We start from the raw sequence: 16,418 nt of genomic DNA on the forward strand, positions 1-16,418 counted from the left end.
GGAAGCGTTATGTCATTTACCTTTAAGAAAATTGACCATGTCCAATTGGCCGCACCAAAGGAATCGGAAGAGTTAGCCAGACAATTTTATTCTGATATTCTAGGCTTTAAGGAAATCGAGAAGCCTGAGACACTTCGAAAACGTGGGGGAGCTTGGTTTTCGATTGGTGAGATCCAACTCCATATCGGCACAGAGGACCCATTTGTTCCGGCCAGAAAAGCCCATCCCGCTCTTGAAGTCGAAAATCTTGAAGCATTTAAGCAATATTTATCTGGTCGTGAAATTGAATATATAATCGACCACAATTTGCCAGGGGCTAATCGGATTTATCTGCATGACCCGTTTGGAAATCGAATTGAACTACTGGAATGGGAATCATAGTCTGGAAATTATATGCGGATAAAAAAGAGCGGATTGATCCACTCTTTGGATTCTAATGAGTAAAGGCAAACCGAAAAGCACGACTGATAACAGTTGGAACCACTGAGGCATGATTTTCCCCAAGGGCTATATAGAAGTTTGCTTCTAGATGTCCCTCTAGTTGACTAAATAATCGTTGCGCATCGTCTACCATAAATGCTTCATGTTCCCCGACCGCGATGAAGAGATTTAAACCATTTCTTTGTTCTATATGTTTTAGAAAATTGTTTGCGTAATCGAAGATCTCATGGTTATTCCACCAGACGGAAGGGCTAATGGCAAGATAGCTTTGGAAGCTTTTAGGTTGTGTGAATAACGCCCATAACGTAAACAAACCACTAAGGGAATGGCCGAAGAGTGTTTGTTTCTTTTGATTAACGGAAAAGCGCTTTTCAATTTCTGGTTTCAACTCGAGTTGGATAAACTTCAATAATTTTTCAGCTCCACCATGCTCCTTTTTGCCGAACTTCTTCAATCGTTCAGGATAAATATATGATGCAGCAGGAGCGGTGAATTCGTAGAAACGTCGCTTGGAAACGGCCTCATCATCACCAGGATGGCCGATACCGACGATCAGAGCGAACTCAACAAAGGTTTTGGCTGTTCTTCTCGACTGTAGGCGGACGACATCGCGCGCGAATGAGAAATAGGCATTTCCATCTAGGACATAGACAATCGGATAGCCATCTTCAGGAGGTGGGGTGGAAGGGATGGCAACCCTAATATCATAAGGAAGATTCATAAATTCAGAATAGAATTCCCACTCATATGTGTGATCTAACGTAATGTTTTTCAATATGGATCGCAAACCTCCTTAGATAATTCGAGAATCAACATCAATTGCTAGGGTAGTCATTAGGAGCTCAATATCCTTCGGAACTAATTGAAAATGATTCTCAACAATAAGTATGTGAATACTGTAAGTCATTCAAATAAAATTGTCAATTCGTTTTATAAAAAGGAGATATGCCTATGCATGAGATTGATAATGAGCACTTTTATAACGAGGTAGGAAAAGTGAATGGCTGGGATTTTAGTAACGTAAAATGCCAATCTGAAGGGATTGAGTGGGATTTTTATGAGGAAGTGACAAAGAGATGTAAAAGCTCGGATATCCTTTTAGATATCGGTACTGGGGGTGGGGAAAATATTTTGAAAATCGCTACTTTCTTTTTCCTTATTGTTGGAATTGACCTATCAAGTGAGATGGTGGAGAAAGCGCGGATAAATAGGCAGAATACGGATGTGAAAAATGTTCGTTTTTTTCAAATGTCATCTCAAGGTTTACAATTTCCAACCGATTTTTTTGATATCATCTCTTGCTGTCATGCTCCTTTTGCGCCTAATGAAATAGCAAAAGTGTTAAAAAAGGAAGGTGTATTTTTAACACAACAAGTGAGTGAAGGGGATAAGATCAATCTTAAAAGGGCATTTGGTCGTGGGCAAGCATTTCAAGAAAAGGATGGAATGCTAAAAGAAAAATATGTGCAGGAACTTCGAAAAGCTGGTTTTTCTAATGTGCAGTCATTTGAATATGATGCGACCGAATACTATCAGGAACCTGAAGACTTGCTTTTCTTACTAACGCATACCCCGATCATTCCAAACTTTGGGGAAGGAAAGGAAGATTTTAAAATTCTTCACCGGTTTATGGAGAATAATCAAACGGAAAAAGGGATCAGAACAAATTCCAAGCGCTTTATGATTATGGCAGAAAAATAATGGGAGGAATCGTGATGAATAACAAAAAATTAAGGAGATCCACAACAGATCGGTCATTACACGGAGTCTGTGGAGGGATCGCGGAGTTTTTCGGGATCTCTTCTTTTCTAGTTAGACTACTATTCATTTTTGTTATCCCCGGTTCTTTATTCATCTATCTCATCCTAGCTAACACCCTTGCTGACAGTCCTCGATCATTATAGATGAGGAAAGGAATAAATGGGGGCTGTGTACATCAAAATGGGTAGGTTATAAAGTATTAGATCAGAAAGTCAAGTGAGCCTTCGGTCAATGAGGTCTTCTTCCAATGATTGTTAGCTAAGTGAATTGAGTTTTTACTGTTCCCCTCCCCATACATTTAGAGGCTTCCCTGGGTATTTTTAAAATAGGGGCCTATCGATTAAATTGAATGATGTTCAATTTAAATAATAAATTTCAATTATGAAGTGTTCATCCTTTGTTTAACTTCAAGGAGCAGTCGGTTCACTTAATCTAACTGCTCTTTTAAGCCAGCTAAATCGATAATGATGATGCGGTTGCGTTCAACTTTTAAGATACCTTTTTTCCCAATTTGGCTAAATAGCCGGTTGATGGTTTCACGAGAGGTCCCTACGAAATTGGCTAATTCCTGATTAGTGATTGGAAGATTAATGGTCACTGAATTACCCCGACGTTCACCATGTTTATCTGCTAGTTTTAATAAGAGGGAAATGGCCCTTTGTTTCACGTCTTTTCCAGATAAGCCTTGCAATCTTTCTTGAAGATCTTTAATAATTGTCCCCATTACCCGCATCATTTTAATGGCAATCGAAGGAGTGTTCATCACAAGCTGTTCAAATAATTGGATAGGGATTGCTAAAAGCTGTGTATCAACTAGTGCCTCCGCTGTGGCTGGATAAGGTTTTGTATCAAAGAATCCTGTGTGAGGGAACATATCGCCTGTTTTTAAGAAGGAAACAATTTGTTCATAACCATTTTCATCCGTTTTATAGGTCTTTACTAGGCCTTTCACGATAAAATAAACGGCTTCTTTCATGCTGCCCTCCGAAAAAATGATGGCTTTCTTAGGAAAAGACCGAGAAATCGTAATATCCTTCACCTTGTTTATTTCTTCTGTTGTTAAATCGCTGAACAGTACTATCTGTTGTAAAAGCGCATATGTATGATCATTCATGAGAATCTTCTCCTCTATTCCATCTTCCCTTATTATAGCGAATGATAGACAGATCCTCATCTATTAATCTTTAATGTCAAAGACAACAATTCTTCCCTTTTTATATCCTAAAATATAAGAAGTTTTTAAAAATGTGATTTCTGTCACAATATAAGGGCTTTATTTTCTTTAAACTAAAGCTATAAGAATTAATAAACGATCAGGGGGAATGAAAATGACGAATTATGCGGCGACTGTTATTGTAACAGAATATCCACCACATCTTAAGCACAAGGCTATTTTTGAAACCTTTAAAAAGCTACAACCATCTGAAGCCATGTTGATTGTCAATGATCATGATCCAATACCATTGCGTTATCAATTAGATTCAATGTACGAAAACAAGTTTGATTGGGAATATATTGAACAAGGACCAGATGTCTTTCAAATAAAAATTGAAAAAATATAGAGCTGAAATATCAGGCATTTAGATGCCTGATATTTTTATGTTTTAGCAGAGAAATGCGATATGGTATTGAACTCAAAATATTCCTTCTTTTGCCTAGGATAGTAGATTATAATAGAGGGAAGTGAAACAATAGGATTCAGGAGGAGAATCATATGAAAATCGTTATTGCTCCAGATTCTTTTAAGGGGAGTGTTAGTGCCCAAGAGGCAGCGTTATCGATTGAGCGGGGGGTAAGGCGAGCTTATACACACGCTGAAACTGTTTTAGTGCCTGTTGCCGATGGCGGAGAAGGCACAATGGAGAATCTGGTTGCTGCAACCAATGGACAGGAAATAGAGGTAGCTGTTACAGGGCCACTTGGCCTGCCAGTGCAAGCAAAATTCGGTGTGTTAGGTGATCAGCAAACATGTGTGATTGAAATGGCCAGTGCATCTGGTTTACATACAATTGAAGCTTCAGAGCGAAATCCTTTGAAAGCGACTACATATGGGACAGGTGAATTAATTAAAAGAGCTTTAGACATGGGATATCGTGATTTTGTTTTAGCTCTTGGAGGATCTGCAACCAATGATGGAGGAGCGGGAATGCTACAAGCGCTTGGATTAAAACTTCTAGATCAATCTGGAAGGGAGATAGGCTATGGTGGTGGAGAACTAGAAAAACTGGCCCAGGTTGAGAGTGAACAGTTGGATGAAAGAATCAAGGAAAGTCATTTTTTAATTGCTTCTGATGTTGATAATCCATTTATTGGTGAAAATGGCGCAAGTTATGTATTTGGTCCTCAAAAAGGGGCCACACCAGAAATGGTGGAAATCCTTGATCACAACCTTTCGCATTGGGCGGATCTCATTGAGGAAACGACGAATATCCGTGTCCATGATCGTCCAGGTGCTGGTGCAGCTGGTGGGATTGGCGGTGCCTTTCAAGCGTTCTTTCCAGCCGAAATGAAAAGAGGAATTGATGTTGTACTTGATTATATGAATCTAGCCGAAAAACTTGTGAACGCTGATCTCGTGATTACGGGGGAAGGTCAAGTTGATTTTCAAACTGCTTATGGAAAAACCCCAATGGGAGTAGCCGAAATGGCAAAAAAACAGCATGTCCCTACGATCATTGTGGCAGGTTCTGTGGGGGAGAAAATCGAAGCCCTTTATCCGTATGGGGTGATTGGCATTTATAGTATGGTCAATGGACCGATGAAGCTAGAAGAGGCGATTGACAATGCAGAAATTCTACTAGAACAGGTTGCCGAACAACTGTGTCGCACCTATTTTTATAATAGACAGTAAAGGAGAATAATAAAATGAGGACCCTTTATATTGATTGTTTTTCAGGGATAAGTGGAGATATGATGGTAGGTGCTTTAATGGATGCAGGTGCTTCATTTGAGAATATTCAGCGAGAATTAGAGAAATTGAATGTCCCAGGTTATCAGATAAATAAGAGAAAAGTGATGAAAGAGGGTATTAGCTCATTGAAATTCAATGTTTTGTTGGGAGACAATGAGGAGCATAAGCTGCAACATGCCGGTCATTCCCACGCACATGTTCAGCAGCATTCCCATGACCATGGGCACCACCATCATGATCATCACCACGAGCCCCATAGTCATGATCATGGGCATGAACATCACCATCGCAGTTATGCGGATATCCTTAGGCTAATTGAGGAATCTGAATTGGCACTAGGTGTTAAAGAACGGAGTAAGCAGATTTTTGCGCCGATTGCTAAGTCAGAAGCGAAAATCCATCATATGCCAATTGAAGACGTCCACTTCCATGAAGTGGGGGCCATCGATTCGATTGTGGACATTGTTGCCACAGCGATTGCATTAGAAGAGTTAGAGATTGAAAAGATCATCTCTGCACCTGTTCCACTTGGTTCCGGAAGTATTCGCTGTGCGCATGGCATTTACCCTGTCCCAGCTCCTGCCACTATGGAGATGATGAAAAATATTCCGATTGCACCAACGGAACTGTCCTATGAATTAACAACACCTACTGGAGCAGCTATTGTGGTTAGTCAAGCCGATGAGTTTGGTTCATTACCCGCAATGAAGGTTGAAGCTATAGGATATGGCGCTGGTACACGAGATATTCCAGGTCGTCCCAATGTTCTTAGGATCATGATCGGAGATGAGGTAAAAAAAAAGTCACTCACATAAATCAGAATGAGGTCATTTCCATTTTAGAGTGCCAAATGGATGATATGACAGGAGAGGCACTTGGATTCGCGATGGAAAAATTATTGGGAGCTGGAGCTTTAGATGTGTATCACACTCCCATTTATATGAAAAAAAGCCGGCCAGGAGTATTGCTTACAACGCTTGCACCTAAAAAATTAGAATCCACTCTAACAAATATTTTGTTAGAGGAAACAACGACTCTTGGAGTGCGGGCCTCTGCATCGACTCGAACCATATTAGAAAGAAAGATCGTTACAGTGGATACCCCTTATGGCCCCATTCGTACCAAACAAGCGATTAAAGATGGGCGTATCATCCGTGCCTTACCAGAATATGAAGATGTGAAACGAGTAGCAAGGGAGCATAATCTTCCTTTCCAAAAAGTATACCGAGCAGTGTTGGATACCAAACATGAATAACCTGAGAATAACGTGAACATGTAGCAAAAAATATATTTAATTAGGGAGGAAGGGCATGCATATTGTCATTGCTGGAGGAAGTGGCTTTGTTGGCCAGGTATTGCAGCAACAGTTGTTGAATCAGGGGCATCGACTAACGATTTTAACGCGGAATCCATCAAAATTTCAGTCAGGTAAGCAAACTCAATATGTTGAATGGCTTGCAGCCAATTCCCAACCAGAAACACAATTGGAAAAGGTCGATGCTATTGTGAACTTAGCCGGCGAATCCATTAACGGATTTAGATGGACAAAAGCAAAAAAGCAACGAATCTTGCAAAGTCGGATCACAGCCACTAATGAAGTTTTACGGATCATCGAAAATCTTAATCCAAAGCCAACTGTTCTTGTGAATGCCTCTGCCATTGGCTATTATGGCATGTCCGAAACTGCAACATTTACAGAGGGAGTAAACTCGAATGCGAGTGACTTTCTGGCAACAGTTGTCCAAACGTGGGAAGAGTTAGCTTCCAGAGCAGAAAAATGGAGAGTGCGCACCGTATATGCCCGCTTCGGTATCATCCTTGGAAAAGGAGGCGGAGCTTTACCTTTAATGTCTCTCCCGTATAAGTTTGGGATCGGTGGAAGAATTGGGTCAGGAAAGCAATGGGTATCATGGATTCACATAGCGGATGTAGTGGGATTAATCTCATTAGCGATTGAACAATCTCATATCCACGGCCCTCTGAATGTGACAGCGCCTGAACCACAAAGAATGGACGATTTTGGTAAAATGTTTGCTTATATCCTTCATCGTCCCCACTGGTTCCCTGTTCCCAGCTTTGCAATGAAGGCATTGTTAGGTGAAATGAGTGAAATGCTTCTCTGTGGGCAAAGGGCTGTTCCGGAGAAAGCCTTGAATGCTTCTTACAAGTTTCAATATCCAGAATTGGAGGGGACATTAAGAGAGATTCTTTCATCTAAGGAACAACAGTGATTCAAAGACAAATTTGATACATATAATGGGCTTTGGTTGGTAAATAGATTAGTTAAATTCAAGCACCGATTTGTACAATAAATTAAATTGGCGGAGTTAAAGGATTGATGAACAGCCAAAACATTTAATTGCAGTTTCAGCACTTGTAAAGAATGAGAATGGACATTGTTTAATGGTTCGTACACATTGGAGATCGGACACTTGGGAAATGCCCGGAGGATTCGTTGATGCTGGTGAACCATTAGATATAGCGGTTTGCAGGGAACTTTTGGAAGAAACGGGAATTGTTATTCTCCCTTTAGGAATAACTGGAGTTTATTACAATGAACGTATTCATATTTTGTCTGTCGTTTTTAATGCGGAATACGTTAGTGGTGAAATAAGAATTCAATCTGAAGAAATTCTAGAGGCTAAATATCTAGATTTGGATCATGCTAATATTGATGAATATGTTAAACGACCTAATGTAAAATCACGTACGCTTGATGCACTAAATGTAATAAACTCTGTTCCATACGAGACATGGGATTTGAATCCTCCCAATTATAAGTTGTTGTCACGGTTAGACGAGGGGAACAAGAATGCTAGAAATATTTTTTTACTTACGGGGCAGCCAAGGATGGGCAAGACAACGATGATAAAAAAACTAATTAACGAAATTGGAGTAGATATTTACGGGGGATTCTATACGGAGGAGATTACCAATTCAAATGATCGAATAGGGTTTAGATGTATTTCTATTAATGGGGACAGTGTAGAAATAGCAAATGTGGATAGTCCGAGCAAGACCCGGATTGGAAGATATGGAATGGATATAGAAGCTTTCGAAAATTTTGCTATTAAAGTGTTGCAGGACGCCTTGTCTTCAAAAAAGTTAATTGTAATTGATGAAATTGGATTTATGCAAATGCTATTCACTGCTTTTCGGAAAATTATATTAGATATTGTTTCGGATAATCATATTGTGCTCGGAACGGTTCCTTTAGATAGTCATGCTGAAATAGACAGGATCAAGCATCTACAGGAAGTAAAGATAATAAACTTAAATGAATTAAATCGTAATACAGTATCAGGGCCTTTGGTAAAGGATATCTTGAAAGCTATAGACTCTTTGTAAGGAAAGTCTATGAAAGGTGCAAACATCCTATATTACCGTAAACTGATTAGAAGAAAAGATATACTCAATAACTAAAATTTTTCAAGGAGTAATCTCATTCAGAAGGGTTTTTTAAGGGCCCATTTAATCAGAGTTAACTGGCTGCAAGAAACTCGAAAAAATTAGAATTGTAAAGGGCAACAGCCAGTAAAAGCCCGATTCCGTTTTTGAATAATCTATCAATTTACTTAATATCCGTGTTCGGAATGAAAAGTATATCGGACCTTTACTGTCTAAAAGTGAAGTCTCTAGAGCTAATAATAAGAAACTTGGCCTACGGTTTTAAGACAACCTTTATACAGTCGTCTTCACGATTATTAAAAAGTTGATAACCATGACTTGCTTCATCAAGAGACAATTTATGTGTGATAATCTCTCTTGGATCAAACTCGTTATTTGTTATCTTTTTATATAATTCAGGCATAAAATGTCTGGCTGGTGCCTGTCCCATTTTTAGATTGATGTTCCTTACCCAAAATGCCCCTAAAGGAAAGGCATTATAGTTGCCCCCGTAAACACCTGTTAATTGGACAGTTCCATATTTTCTTACCGCTTTTGTTGAAATTTGAATCGGGCCAAGTGTTCCACCTTGTAACTTTAATTTTTGTTCGAGAAATTCCAGAGGAGATTTCTTCCCATCCATCCCTACACAATCAATGACTACATCTGCTCCTCCATGAGTGATTTCTTTCAAATGTTCACCCATATCCGGATACTTGGTAAATTCAAAGACCTCTACATTATTCATCTTTTTAGCATGATTTATCCGATAATCTAAATAATCAACAGCTATTACTCGTTCGGCACCTTTCATCCATGCGAATTTTTGCGCCATTAACCCAACGGGACCGCAACCAAGTATAATCACGATGTCTCCTGGTTTTACACCTGCATTGACAACACTCCAGTAGGCCGTTGGGAGAACATCAGATAAAAAGAGCAATGAATCATCTTCCAGTTCACATGATTCCGGGATCACAAAGGGAGTAAAGTTTCCAAAGGGGACTTTTAAATATTCAGCCTGACCACCTGGGTGGTTACCAAACTTCTCAGAATAACCAAAGTATCCTCCTGAGTCATAATGTGGATTTGCGTGATCACATTGGCTTTCCATCTCATGCTCACAATAAAAGCAATGACCACATGCGACGGTAAAAGGGATAATCACACGATCGCCTTTTTTTACCTTCGTTATTTCAGGACCTACTTCTTCCACAATCCCCATTGGTTCGTGACCAATAATGTATCCAGGAGGTAATGGGAAATTACCTTGATATAAATGTAAATCAGACCCACAAATAGCAGTAGAGGTAATCTTGACAATCACATCATCTTTTTTCTCTAATCTTGCGTCCTCTACCTCGTCAACCTGTACATTTTTTGGTCCTTGATACGTGACAGCTTTCATAATGGCAGAGCCTCCTAATTTTTTAGCGTCTTCTATTTCTTATGTTCAGCTAAGGAAGTAAATAATATACTTAGTTACTTCTTAGGGAGATATCGAAAAGTATGACCTACTTCATACTGATCTCCGGTAAAAACACATCCCATTTTACGATATGGGAATCAACAACCTGGTCATATGAGAAAATCGTTTTACCATTTACAGCTACTCTTAGAAAAGAAGTGAAACTTTATTGCTCTGTTTTCGTATTTATTATGAGTAAATATTTTCCATATCATGTGCTCTTGTTCCCTGTTGGGAAATATATCCAAATCCTCTGGTAATCTATGGATTTAATAGTAAAATGAACAATGGCCTCATAATATCAATAAATAACATCTTTAATTATCGAAAGAGGTGAAAAACTCATGCAAAATAATATGACATTAAAAGATTGGATCATTACGATGATTTTGCTAGTCCTTCCGATTGTAAATATTGTCATGCTTATTATATGGGCAGTAGATAAAGAGGAGCCTCGTAATTTATTTGCCAAAGCATATTTAATTGTCATGGCAGGAACATTCGCGGTTGTTATTATATTCTATATCCTTATGTTGATAATCATTTTTGCCTTTTCTGCCGCTTTTGCATATTAATAAGTCGTCAATCTGGCTTTAGACGAATAATTTGCTATAATAAAATATGAAAATCATACTATATGGAATGTGGGGGGACCGGTCATGCCGGTTGAGAGTGCATCCTTGAGATGCTGACCCTTAGAACCTGCCCTGGTTAAGACCAGCGAAGGGAACATGGATTCATGCATAATTAAATGATGAATGTTCTTTCAAGATGCCCAGGTTCAAATGAATTTGGGCATCTTTTTCATGTTTAAGGGTTCCCATTCCGGAAAAAGCTGGAGGGAAAAGAGATGAAAAAATGGTTAGGCATTGTATTAGTTGTTGTGCTTCTGCTTGCTGGATGTAGCGGAGCAACTGAAGAAAAAGGTGAGACAGGTTTGAAAAAGGTATCCATAGTGCTAGATTGGACACCAAACACTAATCATACAGGTCTATATGTTGCTCGTGATAAAGGGTATTTTAAAGAAGAGGGTTTGGATGTCGAAATTATTCTTCCTGGTGAAGCGGGGGCAGATCAGTTAGTCGCATCAGGAAAATCTGAATTTGGTATTAGTGCGCAAGAAAGTCTAACAGAGGCAAGAGCCCAAGAAATTCCGATTGTGTCGATTGGGGCAATTATTCAACATAATACTTCAGGGCTTGCCTCGCCTGCTGGGAAAAATATTCAACAACCACGTGATTTTGAAGGAAAGACATACGGCGGCTGGGGCGCACCAGTTGAACAAGCTGTATTGACCTCTTTGATGGAAGCAGATGAAGGGGATTTCGATAAAGTTGATGTGATTAATATGGGAGATACCGATTTTTTTACTGCTGTGCAAAGGGATATTGACTTTGCGTGGATTTATTATGCTTGGACTGGTGTAGAAGCAGAGTTACGCGGGGAAGATTTAAATATGATCTATCTCACAGATTACTCGGACAAGCTAGATTATTATACTCCGGTAATTTCAACGAGTGAGAAGATGATCGAGGAAAATTCTGATACAGTAAAAGCTTTTATGAAGGCTGTCTCAAAGGGATATCAACTGGCAATGGATAATCCTAAGGAAGCAGCTGAGGTTCTCATTAAGGCAGAACCTGATTTAGATGAGGAACTTGTTCGCAAAAGCCAAGAATGGTTGGCTAGCCGTTATCAAGATGATGCCGCACGTTGGGGGGAGCAGAAGCAAGAAATCTGGCAGAACTATATGGATTGGATGCTGGAAAAAGAAGTGTTAGAAAAAGAAATCGATGTCGAACAAGCTTTTACAAACGAATTTTTACCTGAATAAGGAGGAAGAAAAATGGCGAATGCATTAGTTAGTATCCAAATCATTCCGAAATTAGAAAACGGGGGAGACACTTATCCACTTGTTGATGAAGCGATCAAAATCATTGCGGAATCGGGACTTTCATACGAAGTTCATCCATTAGAAACAACGATGGAAGGCGATCTATCACAGATCATGCAGATGATTGAAAAGATGAATAAACGAATGATTGAATTAGGTAGCATCAGTATCATTTCCCAAGTAAAGATCGTCTATAAACCGACAGGCATTACAATGGGGACTCTTACGGAGAAATATCGCTAATGGGTGCGATTTGGAGGAAGGGCTGGAGACCGACCGCCGTTCTCCTTGCCCTGCTTATCATATGGGAGGGGGCAGTCCGACTTTTGAAAACCCCAAGTTGGTTATTGCCTGCTCCCAGTACAATCTTCGAGGAAGCAACGACAGGATATGAACGTTATCTTCCACATTTGCAATCAACGATTGGTTTGGCGATTACAGGATTTTTAATTGGATGTTCGATTGGAATTTTGGTTGCTGTGATTCTTCACTTACTACCTGGAACACAAGAGGCGGTTTATCCGCTTTTAATACTTTCGCAAAACATCCCGATCATTGTATTAGCTCCTTTATTGGTCATATGGTTTGGATTTGGCTCGCTGCCTAAGCTAATCGTAATTACGCTTGTCTGCTTTTTTCCTGTCACCATCGCCGCTATGGGAGGATTTCGCCAAACTTCTCTGGAGATCAAACAATATATGTTGATGGCAGGGGCGACACGACTGCAAATTTTCACGAAGTTGGAATGGCCGCACTCTCTTCCAGCCTTATTTTCAGGTTTGAAAATATCGGCCACATATAGTGTGATGGGTGCTGTCATTTCAGAATGGCTAGGAGCTAAAAAGGGGATCGGCGTTTATATGACTTTAGCTTCTTCTTCCTTTAGAACTGATCGAGTTTTTGTGGCAATTTTTCTCATTATGATCTTAAGCATGCTGTTTTTTCTGCTGATCCAACTTACAGAAAAATGGCTTGTCCGCTGGACACGAGAGGAGATGAAATAATGGGGACTTTGTTAATTAAGGAAATATCGAAAAGCTTCCAAGGACGGAAAGTATTAGAGAAAATTCAGTTTCAAGTGGAAGAAGGCGAATTTGTTACAATCTTAGGGCCTTCTGGGAGTGGGAAAAGTACTTTATTTCAATTGATTGGTGGCCTTCTTAAACCAGTGGAAGGATCGATTATTATAGATGGACAGGATATGACGGGAAAACGTGGAACCATTAGCTATATGCCACAACAGTCAGCACTGCTTCCATGGAGAACCGTTTTACAAAATGTTTTGCTAGGACAAGAGCTACAAGGAAAGAAAGATGAGCAAAAAGCAAGAGAGATGATTAAGAGGGCAGGTTTAGGGGGATACGAGGAAGCCCTCCCCGGTGCCTTATCTGGAGGAATGAAACAGAGAGTAGCTTTTATCCGGGCTTTATTAAGTCCGCAATCTTTGATTTGCTTAGATGAGCCCTTTTCTGCTTTAGACGATTTCACACGTGAGGAAATGCATGAATGGTTATTATCGATTTGGTCTTCTTACCGAAGGACGATTCTATTTGTGACGCATAACATCGATGAAGCCCTCTTTTTATCAGATCGTATTCTCATACTGTCTACAAATCCGGCACAAGTCATCCATGAATTATCGGTGCCTTTTCCAAGGCCACGTCATCATGACTTGTTATTAACAGGGGAGTTTTTAGAAAAAAAGCGAGAACTGACTGGATTTCTAAAGAGGTAAAGATTCTTAGCTTGAAGCTACCATATAGAAGATGTTACTAGGTCTAGAACACTACTCATACATCATAGCAGGCGTTGCCTGAAAAAATTGTTTAATTTGCGCTAGACACATTAAATCAAGAAAAACCAGAGTTTACGTGTATGTAGGCAGGAGCTGTGCAAATCATTTCGGAAATCCTTGTGTTTTATACTCCTAGAAAGGGAGAAGCAGTCATATAGAAGCTTATATAATCTCTAAAAAACCGGTGATTCAAAACCGTTCGTAAATTTAAAAGGTTTTCAAGAAAGAGGAATATTTTTGATGAATGGAAGGGGAGGAAGAGAACATGAATAAACAAGTAATTGATGCCCATATCCATTTAGATCATTATGATGAGAATGAGATCGAGCAGATTATCCGGGAGCCGATTGAAAAATACCCAGCGATGATCTCTGTTTCTTACCATTTATCATCCTGTAAGCAAAACCTTAGTTTGGCCCAAAAATATTCACAAGTAAAGCCAGCATTTGGTTTCCACCCTGAGCAGGAATTGCCAACAGAACAAGAACGGCTGGCTTTATTGAAATGGATGGAGGAACATGTGGAAAGCATGGTAGCAGTCGGAGAAATTGGACTTCCCTACTACACTCGTAATGAAACACCTGGATTAAAAATGGAAGGATACATAGAAGTATTAGAGGAACTTTTAGTATTTGCAAAGAGGTGGGACAAACCTGTTATTCTTCATGCGGTCTATGATGATGCGGATCTTGTATGCGATCTTTTAGAAAATCACCAAATTACTAATGCTCATTTTCATTGGTTTAAAGGGGCTGACTCGACCATTGAACGGATGATTCAACAAGGGTATTTTATTTCCGTTACTCCTGATATTGGCTATGAGCCAGAGATTCAGGCGTTAGTGAAAAAATATCCATTAGAAAAAATCATGGTGGAAACGGATGGGCCTTGGCCATTTGCAGGCCCGTTCGAGGGAAAGATGACACATCCATCGATGATCCATGAGAGTGTTAAAATGATTGCAAAGATCAAAGGGGAAGAACTAGACAGTGTGTACCAACAACTCTATCAAAACACGATGAATTTTTATAGGCTGTCATAAAATGTTTTATCAACCCTCCTATAAGGAAAAGGAGTACTAACCAAAGGAGGGAAGAAGATGAAACATCATTCAACTCAAGATAAAATTAATCGTGATAAGGCGTTAAAAGAACGGAATGATCGAGACAAGGCATTTTATCAAGATCCGGAAAAACAAGCGCAACGTGATCAATTGGTGATGCCGATTGATGATATCTCAGATGATCTTGTGGAGAAAAGAGAAAAAAATGAACAGGATAAAAGAGGATCCTACGGAGAAAATGATGAGTGAATGGAGATTTGTAAATTTTTATGAACACGGAGCTATCTGATCAGTCGTTATTCGACTAATGATAGCTCCTTTCCATGTTCATTGGTGTTCGCTATTAAAAAAAGTTGAATCCATTTAACGGTGCAGGGGATACTCTTCATTAAGTATGAAAATTTTGCAAGGAATACTCTAAATTTTTATACTTTAACCCAAGTGCTTGCGCATTTCTTTCAAAATGTTACTGTTAAAATGGTTTGTTCCTTCTGAAGCTATCGTGACATCTGAGTTTGAACAAAGAAGGGTAGGTGTATGTGAATGAATTCAACATCCAGATTTTCTCGTATTTGGGAATATATCATGGTTATTTTTGGAGCAACATTAGTGGGACTAGCTTACAATATCTTTTTACTGCCTGCAAAAATCGCCGCTGGTGGTGTTTCAGGTGTCAGTACCCTATTATATGAATCCTTTCAATGGAATCCAGCACTGGTTCAAGCGACTATTAATATTCCGTTATTTCTTCTAGGACTTTGGATATTAGGAAAAGACTTTGGCGTCAAAACTTTGATAGGCACTCTCTTTGTTCCACTTGTGATCTGGTTAACACAAGGAATTGATATTAATCTTCATGAGCCTATGCTTGGGGCTATTTATGGGGGTATTCTAATTGGAGTTGGGTTAGGAATTGTCTACCGTGGTGGCGGATCGACAGGTGGAACAGCCGCTATTGCCCAGGTACTCAAAAAGTATACAAGCTTATCGAGCGGCTTTTCTCAACTACTTGTGGATGGAATTGTTGTCTTAGCCGCTGCTTTTATCTTAAATTTAGAACTGGCTTTATTTGCCCTTATTTCAATCTATGTGACGAGCAAGGTGATTGATTTTGTACAGTTACAAACATCTCCAACAAAACTTGTCATGATTATTACGGAAAAAGAAGAAGAGGTCCAGCAAATTATTCGTGATGAAATTGATCGAGGATTAACAAAGGTAAAATCATTAGGAGGATATACGAATCTAGAGAAAACGATGATTTTATGTGTTGTGGAACAATCAGAGGCAATCTATTTGAAAAAAATTCTGCAGGAACAGGAACCATCTTCCTTTGTAATTTTTCTAAATGCTTCAGAAATTTTAGGAAGGGGTTTTTCTATGGACAAATTCCATGGGACAAATATAAAGTAAAATGTATTTTGAGATGTGCTTTTTGGACAGTTCGGAGTGGTAGTTATTAGCCTAACGAGTGATTACTGGAAATATAAATTTCTAAAATCCCTTGACAATTTCTTTTGATAAAGTTAATATGTTAAATAATTCAAACTTAATTGATGATTTTGGCAGTGACGAAGAGTAGTAGCTATTTTATATCACTTAAGAGAGCTGGTGGGTGGTGAAAACCAGTGTGTAAGAATAGTGAATGGGCTTCTGAGCCCCAAACCGAACCCTATAAGTGTGTGTTCAAAAAGGAGG

At 39.3% G+C, this 16,418-nt stretch carries 19 protein-coding genes, 2 pseudogenes, 1 riboswitch and 1 other annotated feature (1 of these 23 running past the window's edge); of the genes and pseudogenes, 18 read left to right on the plus strand and 3 right to left on the minus strand.

Annotated elements, in window-relative coordinates; genetic code table 11:
* Positions 1-9: 9 nt before the first annotated feature.
* A complete protein-coding gene (locus tag J2Z23_RS04715; RefSeq protein ID WP_057981938.1) occupies positions 10-381 on the plus strand; it encodes a VOC family protein in 372 nt (123 codons plus the stop codon).
* 52 nt (positions 382-433) lie between these two features.
* On the opposite strand, the gene J2Z23_RS04720 is transcribed toward J2Z23_RS04715, so the two are convergent.
* Positions 434-1,216, minus strand: a complete 783-nt coding sequence (locus J2Z23_RS04720; protein WP_238482603.1) for an alpha/beta hydrolase — start codon at positions 1,214-1,216, stop codon at positions 434-436.
* A 176-nt stretch (positions 1,217-1,392) separates the two neighbouring features.
* Here J2Z23_RS04720 and J2Z23_RS04725 point away from each other — a divergent pair, with 176 nt between their 5' ends.
* Together J2Z23_RS04725 and J2Z23_RS04730 are read left to right on the plus strand one after the other, a co-directional pair.
* A complete protein-coding gene (locus J2Z23_RS04725; RefSeq protein WP_209973355.1) occupies positions 1,393-2,142 on the plus strand; it encodes a class I SAM-dependent methyltransferase in 750 nt (249 codons plus the stop codon).
* A gap of 14 nt (positions 2,143-2,156) precedes the next feature.
* Complete coding sequence (locus J2Z23_RS04730) at positions 2,157-2,345, plus strand: PspC domain-containing protein (RefSeq protein WP_082881178.1); 189 nt, start codon at positions 2,157-2,159, stop codon at positions 2,343-2,345.
* A gap of 284 nt (positions 2,346-2,629) precedes the next feature.
* Here the strand turns inward: J2Z23_RS04730 and J2Z23_RS04735 are convergent, their stop codons facing one another.
* The gene (locus J2Z23_RS04735; RefSeq protein ID WP_057981940.1) at positions 2,630-3,316 is read right to left on the minus strand and encodes a Crp/Fnr family transcriptional regulator; all 687 of its coding nucleotides are present in this window, start codon (positions 3,314-3,316) and stop codon (positions 2,630-2,632) included.
* A 214-nt stretch (positions 3,317-3,530) separates the two neighbouring features.
* On the opposite strand from J2Z23_RS04735, the gene J2Z23_RS04740 reads away from it, so the two are divergent.
* The 7 genes and pseudogenes from J2Z23_RS04740 to J2Z23_RS22190 form a co-directional block, all read left to right on the plus strand.
* The gene (locus J2Z23_RS04740; RefSeq protein WP_057981941.1) at positions 3,531-3,764 is read left to right on the plus strand and encodes a DUF2249 domain-containing protein; all 234 of its coding nucleotides are present in this window, start codon (positions 3,531-3,533) and stop codon (positions 3,762-3,764) included.
* A 152-nt stretch (positions 3,765-3,916) separates the two neighbouring features.
* Complete coding sequence (locus J2Z23_RS04745) at positions 3,917-5,053, plus strand: glycerate kinase (protein ID WP_209973357.1); 1,137 nt, start codon at positions 3,917-3,919, stop codon at positions 5,051-5,053.
* 14 nt (positions 5,054-5,067) lie between these two features.
* The gene (gene larC, locus J2Z23_RS04750; protein WP_064467510.1) at positions 5,068-5,928 is read left to right on the plus strand and encodes a nickel pincer cofactor biosynthesis protein LarC; all 861 of its coding nucleotides are present in this window, start codon (positions 5,068-5,070) and stop codon (positions 5,926-5,928) included.
* Positions 5,929-5,963: 35 nt separating this feature from the next.
* Entirely contained in the window at positions 5,964-6,368 is a 405-nt protein-coding gene (gene larC2, locus J2Z23_RS22545; RefSeq protein WP_209973359.1) for a nickel pincer cofactor biosynthesis protein LarC2, read from the plus strand.
* 55 nt (positions 6,369-6,423) lie between these two features.
* Positions 6,424-7,344 carry a TIGR01777 family oxidoreductase gene (locus J2Z23_RS04760; RefSeq protein ID WP_209973361.1) on the plus strand — a complete coding sequence of 307 codons (921 nt, stop codon included), beginning with the start codon at positions 6,424-6,426 and terminating at the stop codon, positions 7,342-7,344.
* 103 nt (positions 7,345-7,447) lie between these two features.
* Positions 7,448-7,909 (plus strand): annotated as a pseudogene (locus tag J2Z23_RS22185) (NUDIX hydrolase); the annotation flags it as partial.
* A gap of 45 nt (positions 7,910-7,954) precedes the next feature.
* Positions 7,955-8,461 (plus strand): annotated as a pseudogene (locus J2Z23_RS22190) (nucleoside-triphosphatase); the annotation flags it as partial.
* Positions 8,462-8,774: 313 nt separating this feature from the next.
* Here J2Z23_RS22190 and J2Z23_RS04770 read toward each other — a convergent pair.
* On the minus strand, positions 8,775-9,908 hold the full coding sequence (locus J2Z23_RS04770) for a zinc-dependent alcohol dehydrogenase (RefSeq protein ID WP_057981946.1): 1,134 nt from the start codon (positions 9,906-9,908) through the stop codon (positions 8,775-8,777).
* A 404-nt stretch (positions 9,909-10,312) separates the two neighbouring features.
* On the opposite strand from J2Z23_RS04770, the gene J2Z23_RS04775 reads away from it, so the two are divergent.
* From J2Z23_RS04775 to J2Z23_RS04810, 8 genes are all read left to right on the plus strand, one after another.
* A complete protein-coding gene (locus tag J2Z23_RS04775; protein WP_057981947.1) occupies positions 10,313-10,543 on the plus strand; it encodes a hypothetical protein in 231 nt (76 codons plus the stop codon).
* Between the two features lie 61 nt (positions 10,544-10,604).
* Positions 10,605-10,714, plus strand: a riboswitch (TPP riboswitch).
* Between the two features lie 104 nt (positions 10,715-10,818).
* Positions 10,819-11,802 (plus strand): ABC transporter substrate-binding protein, encoded by a 984-nt coding sequence (locus J2Z23_RS04780; protein ID WP_057981948.1) that lies wholly within the window; start codon positions 10,819-10,821, stop codon positions 11,800-11,802.
* 12 nt (positions 11,803-11,814) lie between these two features.
* Positions 11,815-12,105 carry a thiamine-binding protein gene (locus tag J2Z23_RS04785; RefSeq protein WP_057981949.1) on the plus strand — a complete coding sequence of 97 codons (291 nt, stop codon included), beginning with the start codon at positions 11,815-11,817 and terminating at the stop codon, positions 12,103-12,105.
* Complete coding sequence (locus J2Z23_RS04790; RefSeq protein WP_057981950.1) at positions 12,105-12,866, plus strand: ABC transporter permease; 762 nt, start codon at positions 12,105-12,107, stop codon at positions 12,864-12,866. Before J2Z23_RS04785 ends, J2Z23_RS04790 begins: the two co-directional genes overlap by 1 nt.
* Positions 12,866-13,597 (plus strand): ABC transporter ATP-binding protein, encoded by a 732-nt coding sequence (locus J2Z23_RS04795; protein ID WP_057981951.1) that lies wholly within the window; start codon positions 12,866-12,868, stop codon positions 13,595-13,597. Before J2Z23_RS04790 ends, J2Z23_RS04795 begins: the two co-directional genes overlap by 1 nt.
* A 325-nt stretch (positions 13,598-13,922) precedes the next feature.
* Positions 13,923-14,699, plus strand: a complete 777-nt coding sequence (locus J2Z23_RS04800) for a TatD family hydrolase (protein ID WP_057982038.1) — start codon at positions 13,923-13,925, stop codon at positions 14,697-14,699.
* A 57-nt stretch (positions 14,700-14,756) separates the two neighbouring features.
* Entirely contained in the window at positions 14,757-14,969 is a 213-nt protein-coding gene (locus J2Z23_RS04805) for a hypothetical protein (RefSeq protein WP_057981953.1), read from the plus strand.
* A 294-nt stretch (positions 14,970-15,263) separates the two neighbouring features.
* Positions 15,264-16,133 (plus strand): YitT family protein, encoded by an 870-nt coding sequence (locus tag J2Z23_RS04810; protein WP_209973363.1) that lies wholly within the window; start codon positions 15,264-15,266, stop codon positions 16,131-16,133.
* 146 nt (positions 16,134-16,279) lie between these two features.
* Positions 16,280-16,418 (plus strand) — a binding site (T-box leader); it runs 333 nt beyond the window's last position.

This window comes from Lederbergia galactosidilytica, assembly GCF_017873565.1.
Lineage (GTDB): Bacteria > Bacillota > Bacilli > Bacillales > Bacillaceae_C > Lederbergia > Lederbergia galactosidilytica.

Excerpts from the sequence above, each read along its gene's own strand:
- J2Z23_RS04715 (WP_057981938.1), top strand. The coding sequence starts at position 10 with ATGTCATTTACCTTTAAGAAAATTGACCATGTCCAATTGGCCGCACCA.
- J2Z23_RS04725 (WP_209973355.1), top strand. The coding sequence starts at position 1,393 with ATGCATGAGATTGATAATGAGCACTTTTATAACGAGGTAGGAAAAGTG.
- J2Z23_RS04730 (WP_082881178.1), top strand. The coding sequence starts at position 2,157 with ATGAATAACAAAAAATTAAGGAGATCCACAACAGATCGGTCATTACAC.
- J2Z23_RS04735 (WP_057981940.1), bottom strand. The coding sequence starts at position 3,316 with ATGAATGATCATACATATGCGCTTTTACAACAGATAGTACTGTTCAGC.
- J2Z23_RS04740 (WP_057981941.1), top strand. The coding sequence starts at position 3,531 with ATGACGAATTATGCGGCGACTGTTATTGTAACAGAATATCCACCACAT.
- J2Z23_RS04745 (WP_209973357.1), top strand. The coding sequence starts at position 3,917 with ATGAAAATCGTTATTGCTCCAGATTCTTTTAAGGGGAGTGTTAGTGCC.
- larC (WP_064467510.1), top strand. The coding sequence starts at position 5,068 with ATGAGGACCCTTTATATTGATTGTTTTTCAGGGATAAGTGGAGATATG.
- larC2 (WP_209973359.1), top strand. The coding sequence starts at position 5,964 with ATGGATGATATGACAGGAGAGGCACTTGGATTCGCGATGGAAAAATTA.
- J2Z23_RS04760 (WP_209973361.1), top strand. The coding sequence starts at position 6,424 with ATGCATATTGTCATTGCTGGAGGAAGTGGCTTTGTTGGCCAGGTATTG.
- J2Z23_RS04770 (WP_057981946.1), bottom strand. The coding sequence starts at position 9,908 with ATGAAAGCTGTCACGTATCAAGGACCAAAAAATGTACAGGTTGACGAG.
- J2Z23_RS04775 (WP_057981947.1), top strand. The coding sequence starts at position 10,313 with ATGCAAAATAATATGACATTAAAAGATTGGATCATTACGATGATTTTG.
- J2Z23_RS04780 (WP_057981948.1), top strand. The coding sequence starts at position 10,819 with ATGAAAAAATGGTTAGGCATTGTATTAGTTGTTGTGCTTCTGCTTGCT.
- J2Z23_RS04785 (WP_057981949.1), top strand. The coding sequence starts at position 11,815 with ATGGCGAATGCATTAGTTAGTATCCAAATCATTCCGAAATTAGAAAAC.
- J2Z23_RS04790 (WP_057981950.1), top strand. The coding sequence starts at position 12,105 with ATGGGTGCGATTTGGAGGAAGGGCTGGAGACCGACCGCCGTTCTCCTT.
- J2Z23_RS04795 (WP_057981951.1), top strand. The coding sequence starts at position 12,866 with ATGGGGACTTTGTTAATTAAGGAAATATCGAAAAGCTTCCAAGGACGG.
- J2Z23_RS04800 (WP_057982038.1), top strand. The coding sequence starts at position 13,923 with ATGAATAAACAAGTAATTGATGCCCATATCCATTTAGATCATTATGAT.
- J2Z23_RS04805 (WP_057981953.1), top strand. The coding sequence starts at position 14,757 with ATGAAACATCATTCAACTCAAGATAAAATTAATCGTGATAAGGCGTTA.
- J2Z23_RS04810 (WP_209973363.1), top strand. The coding sequence starts at position 15,264 with ATGAATTCAACATCCAGATTTTCTCGTATTTGGGAATATATCATGGTT.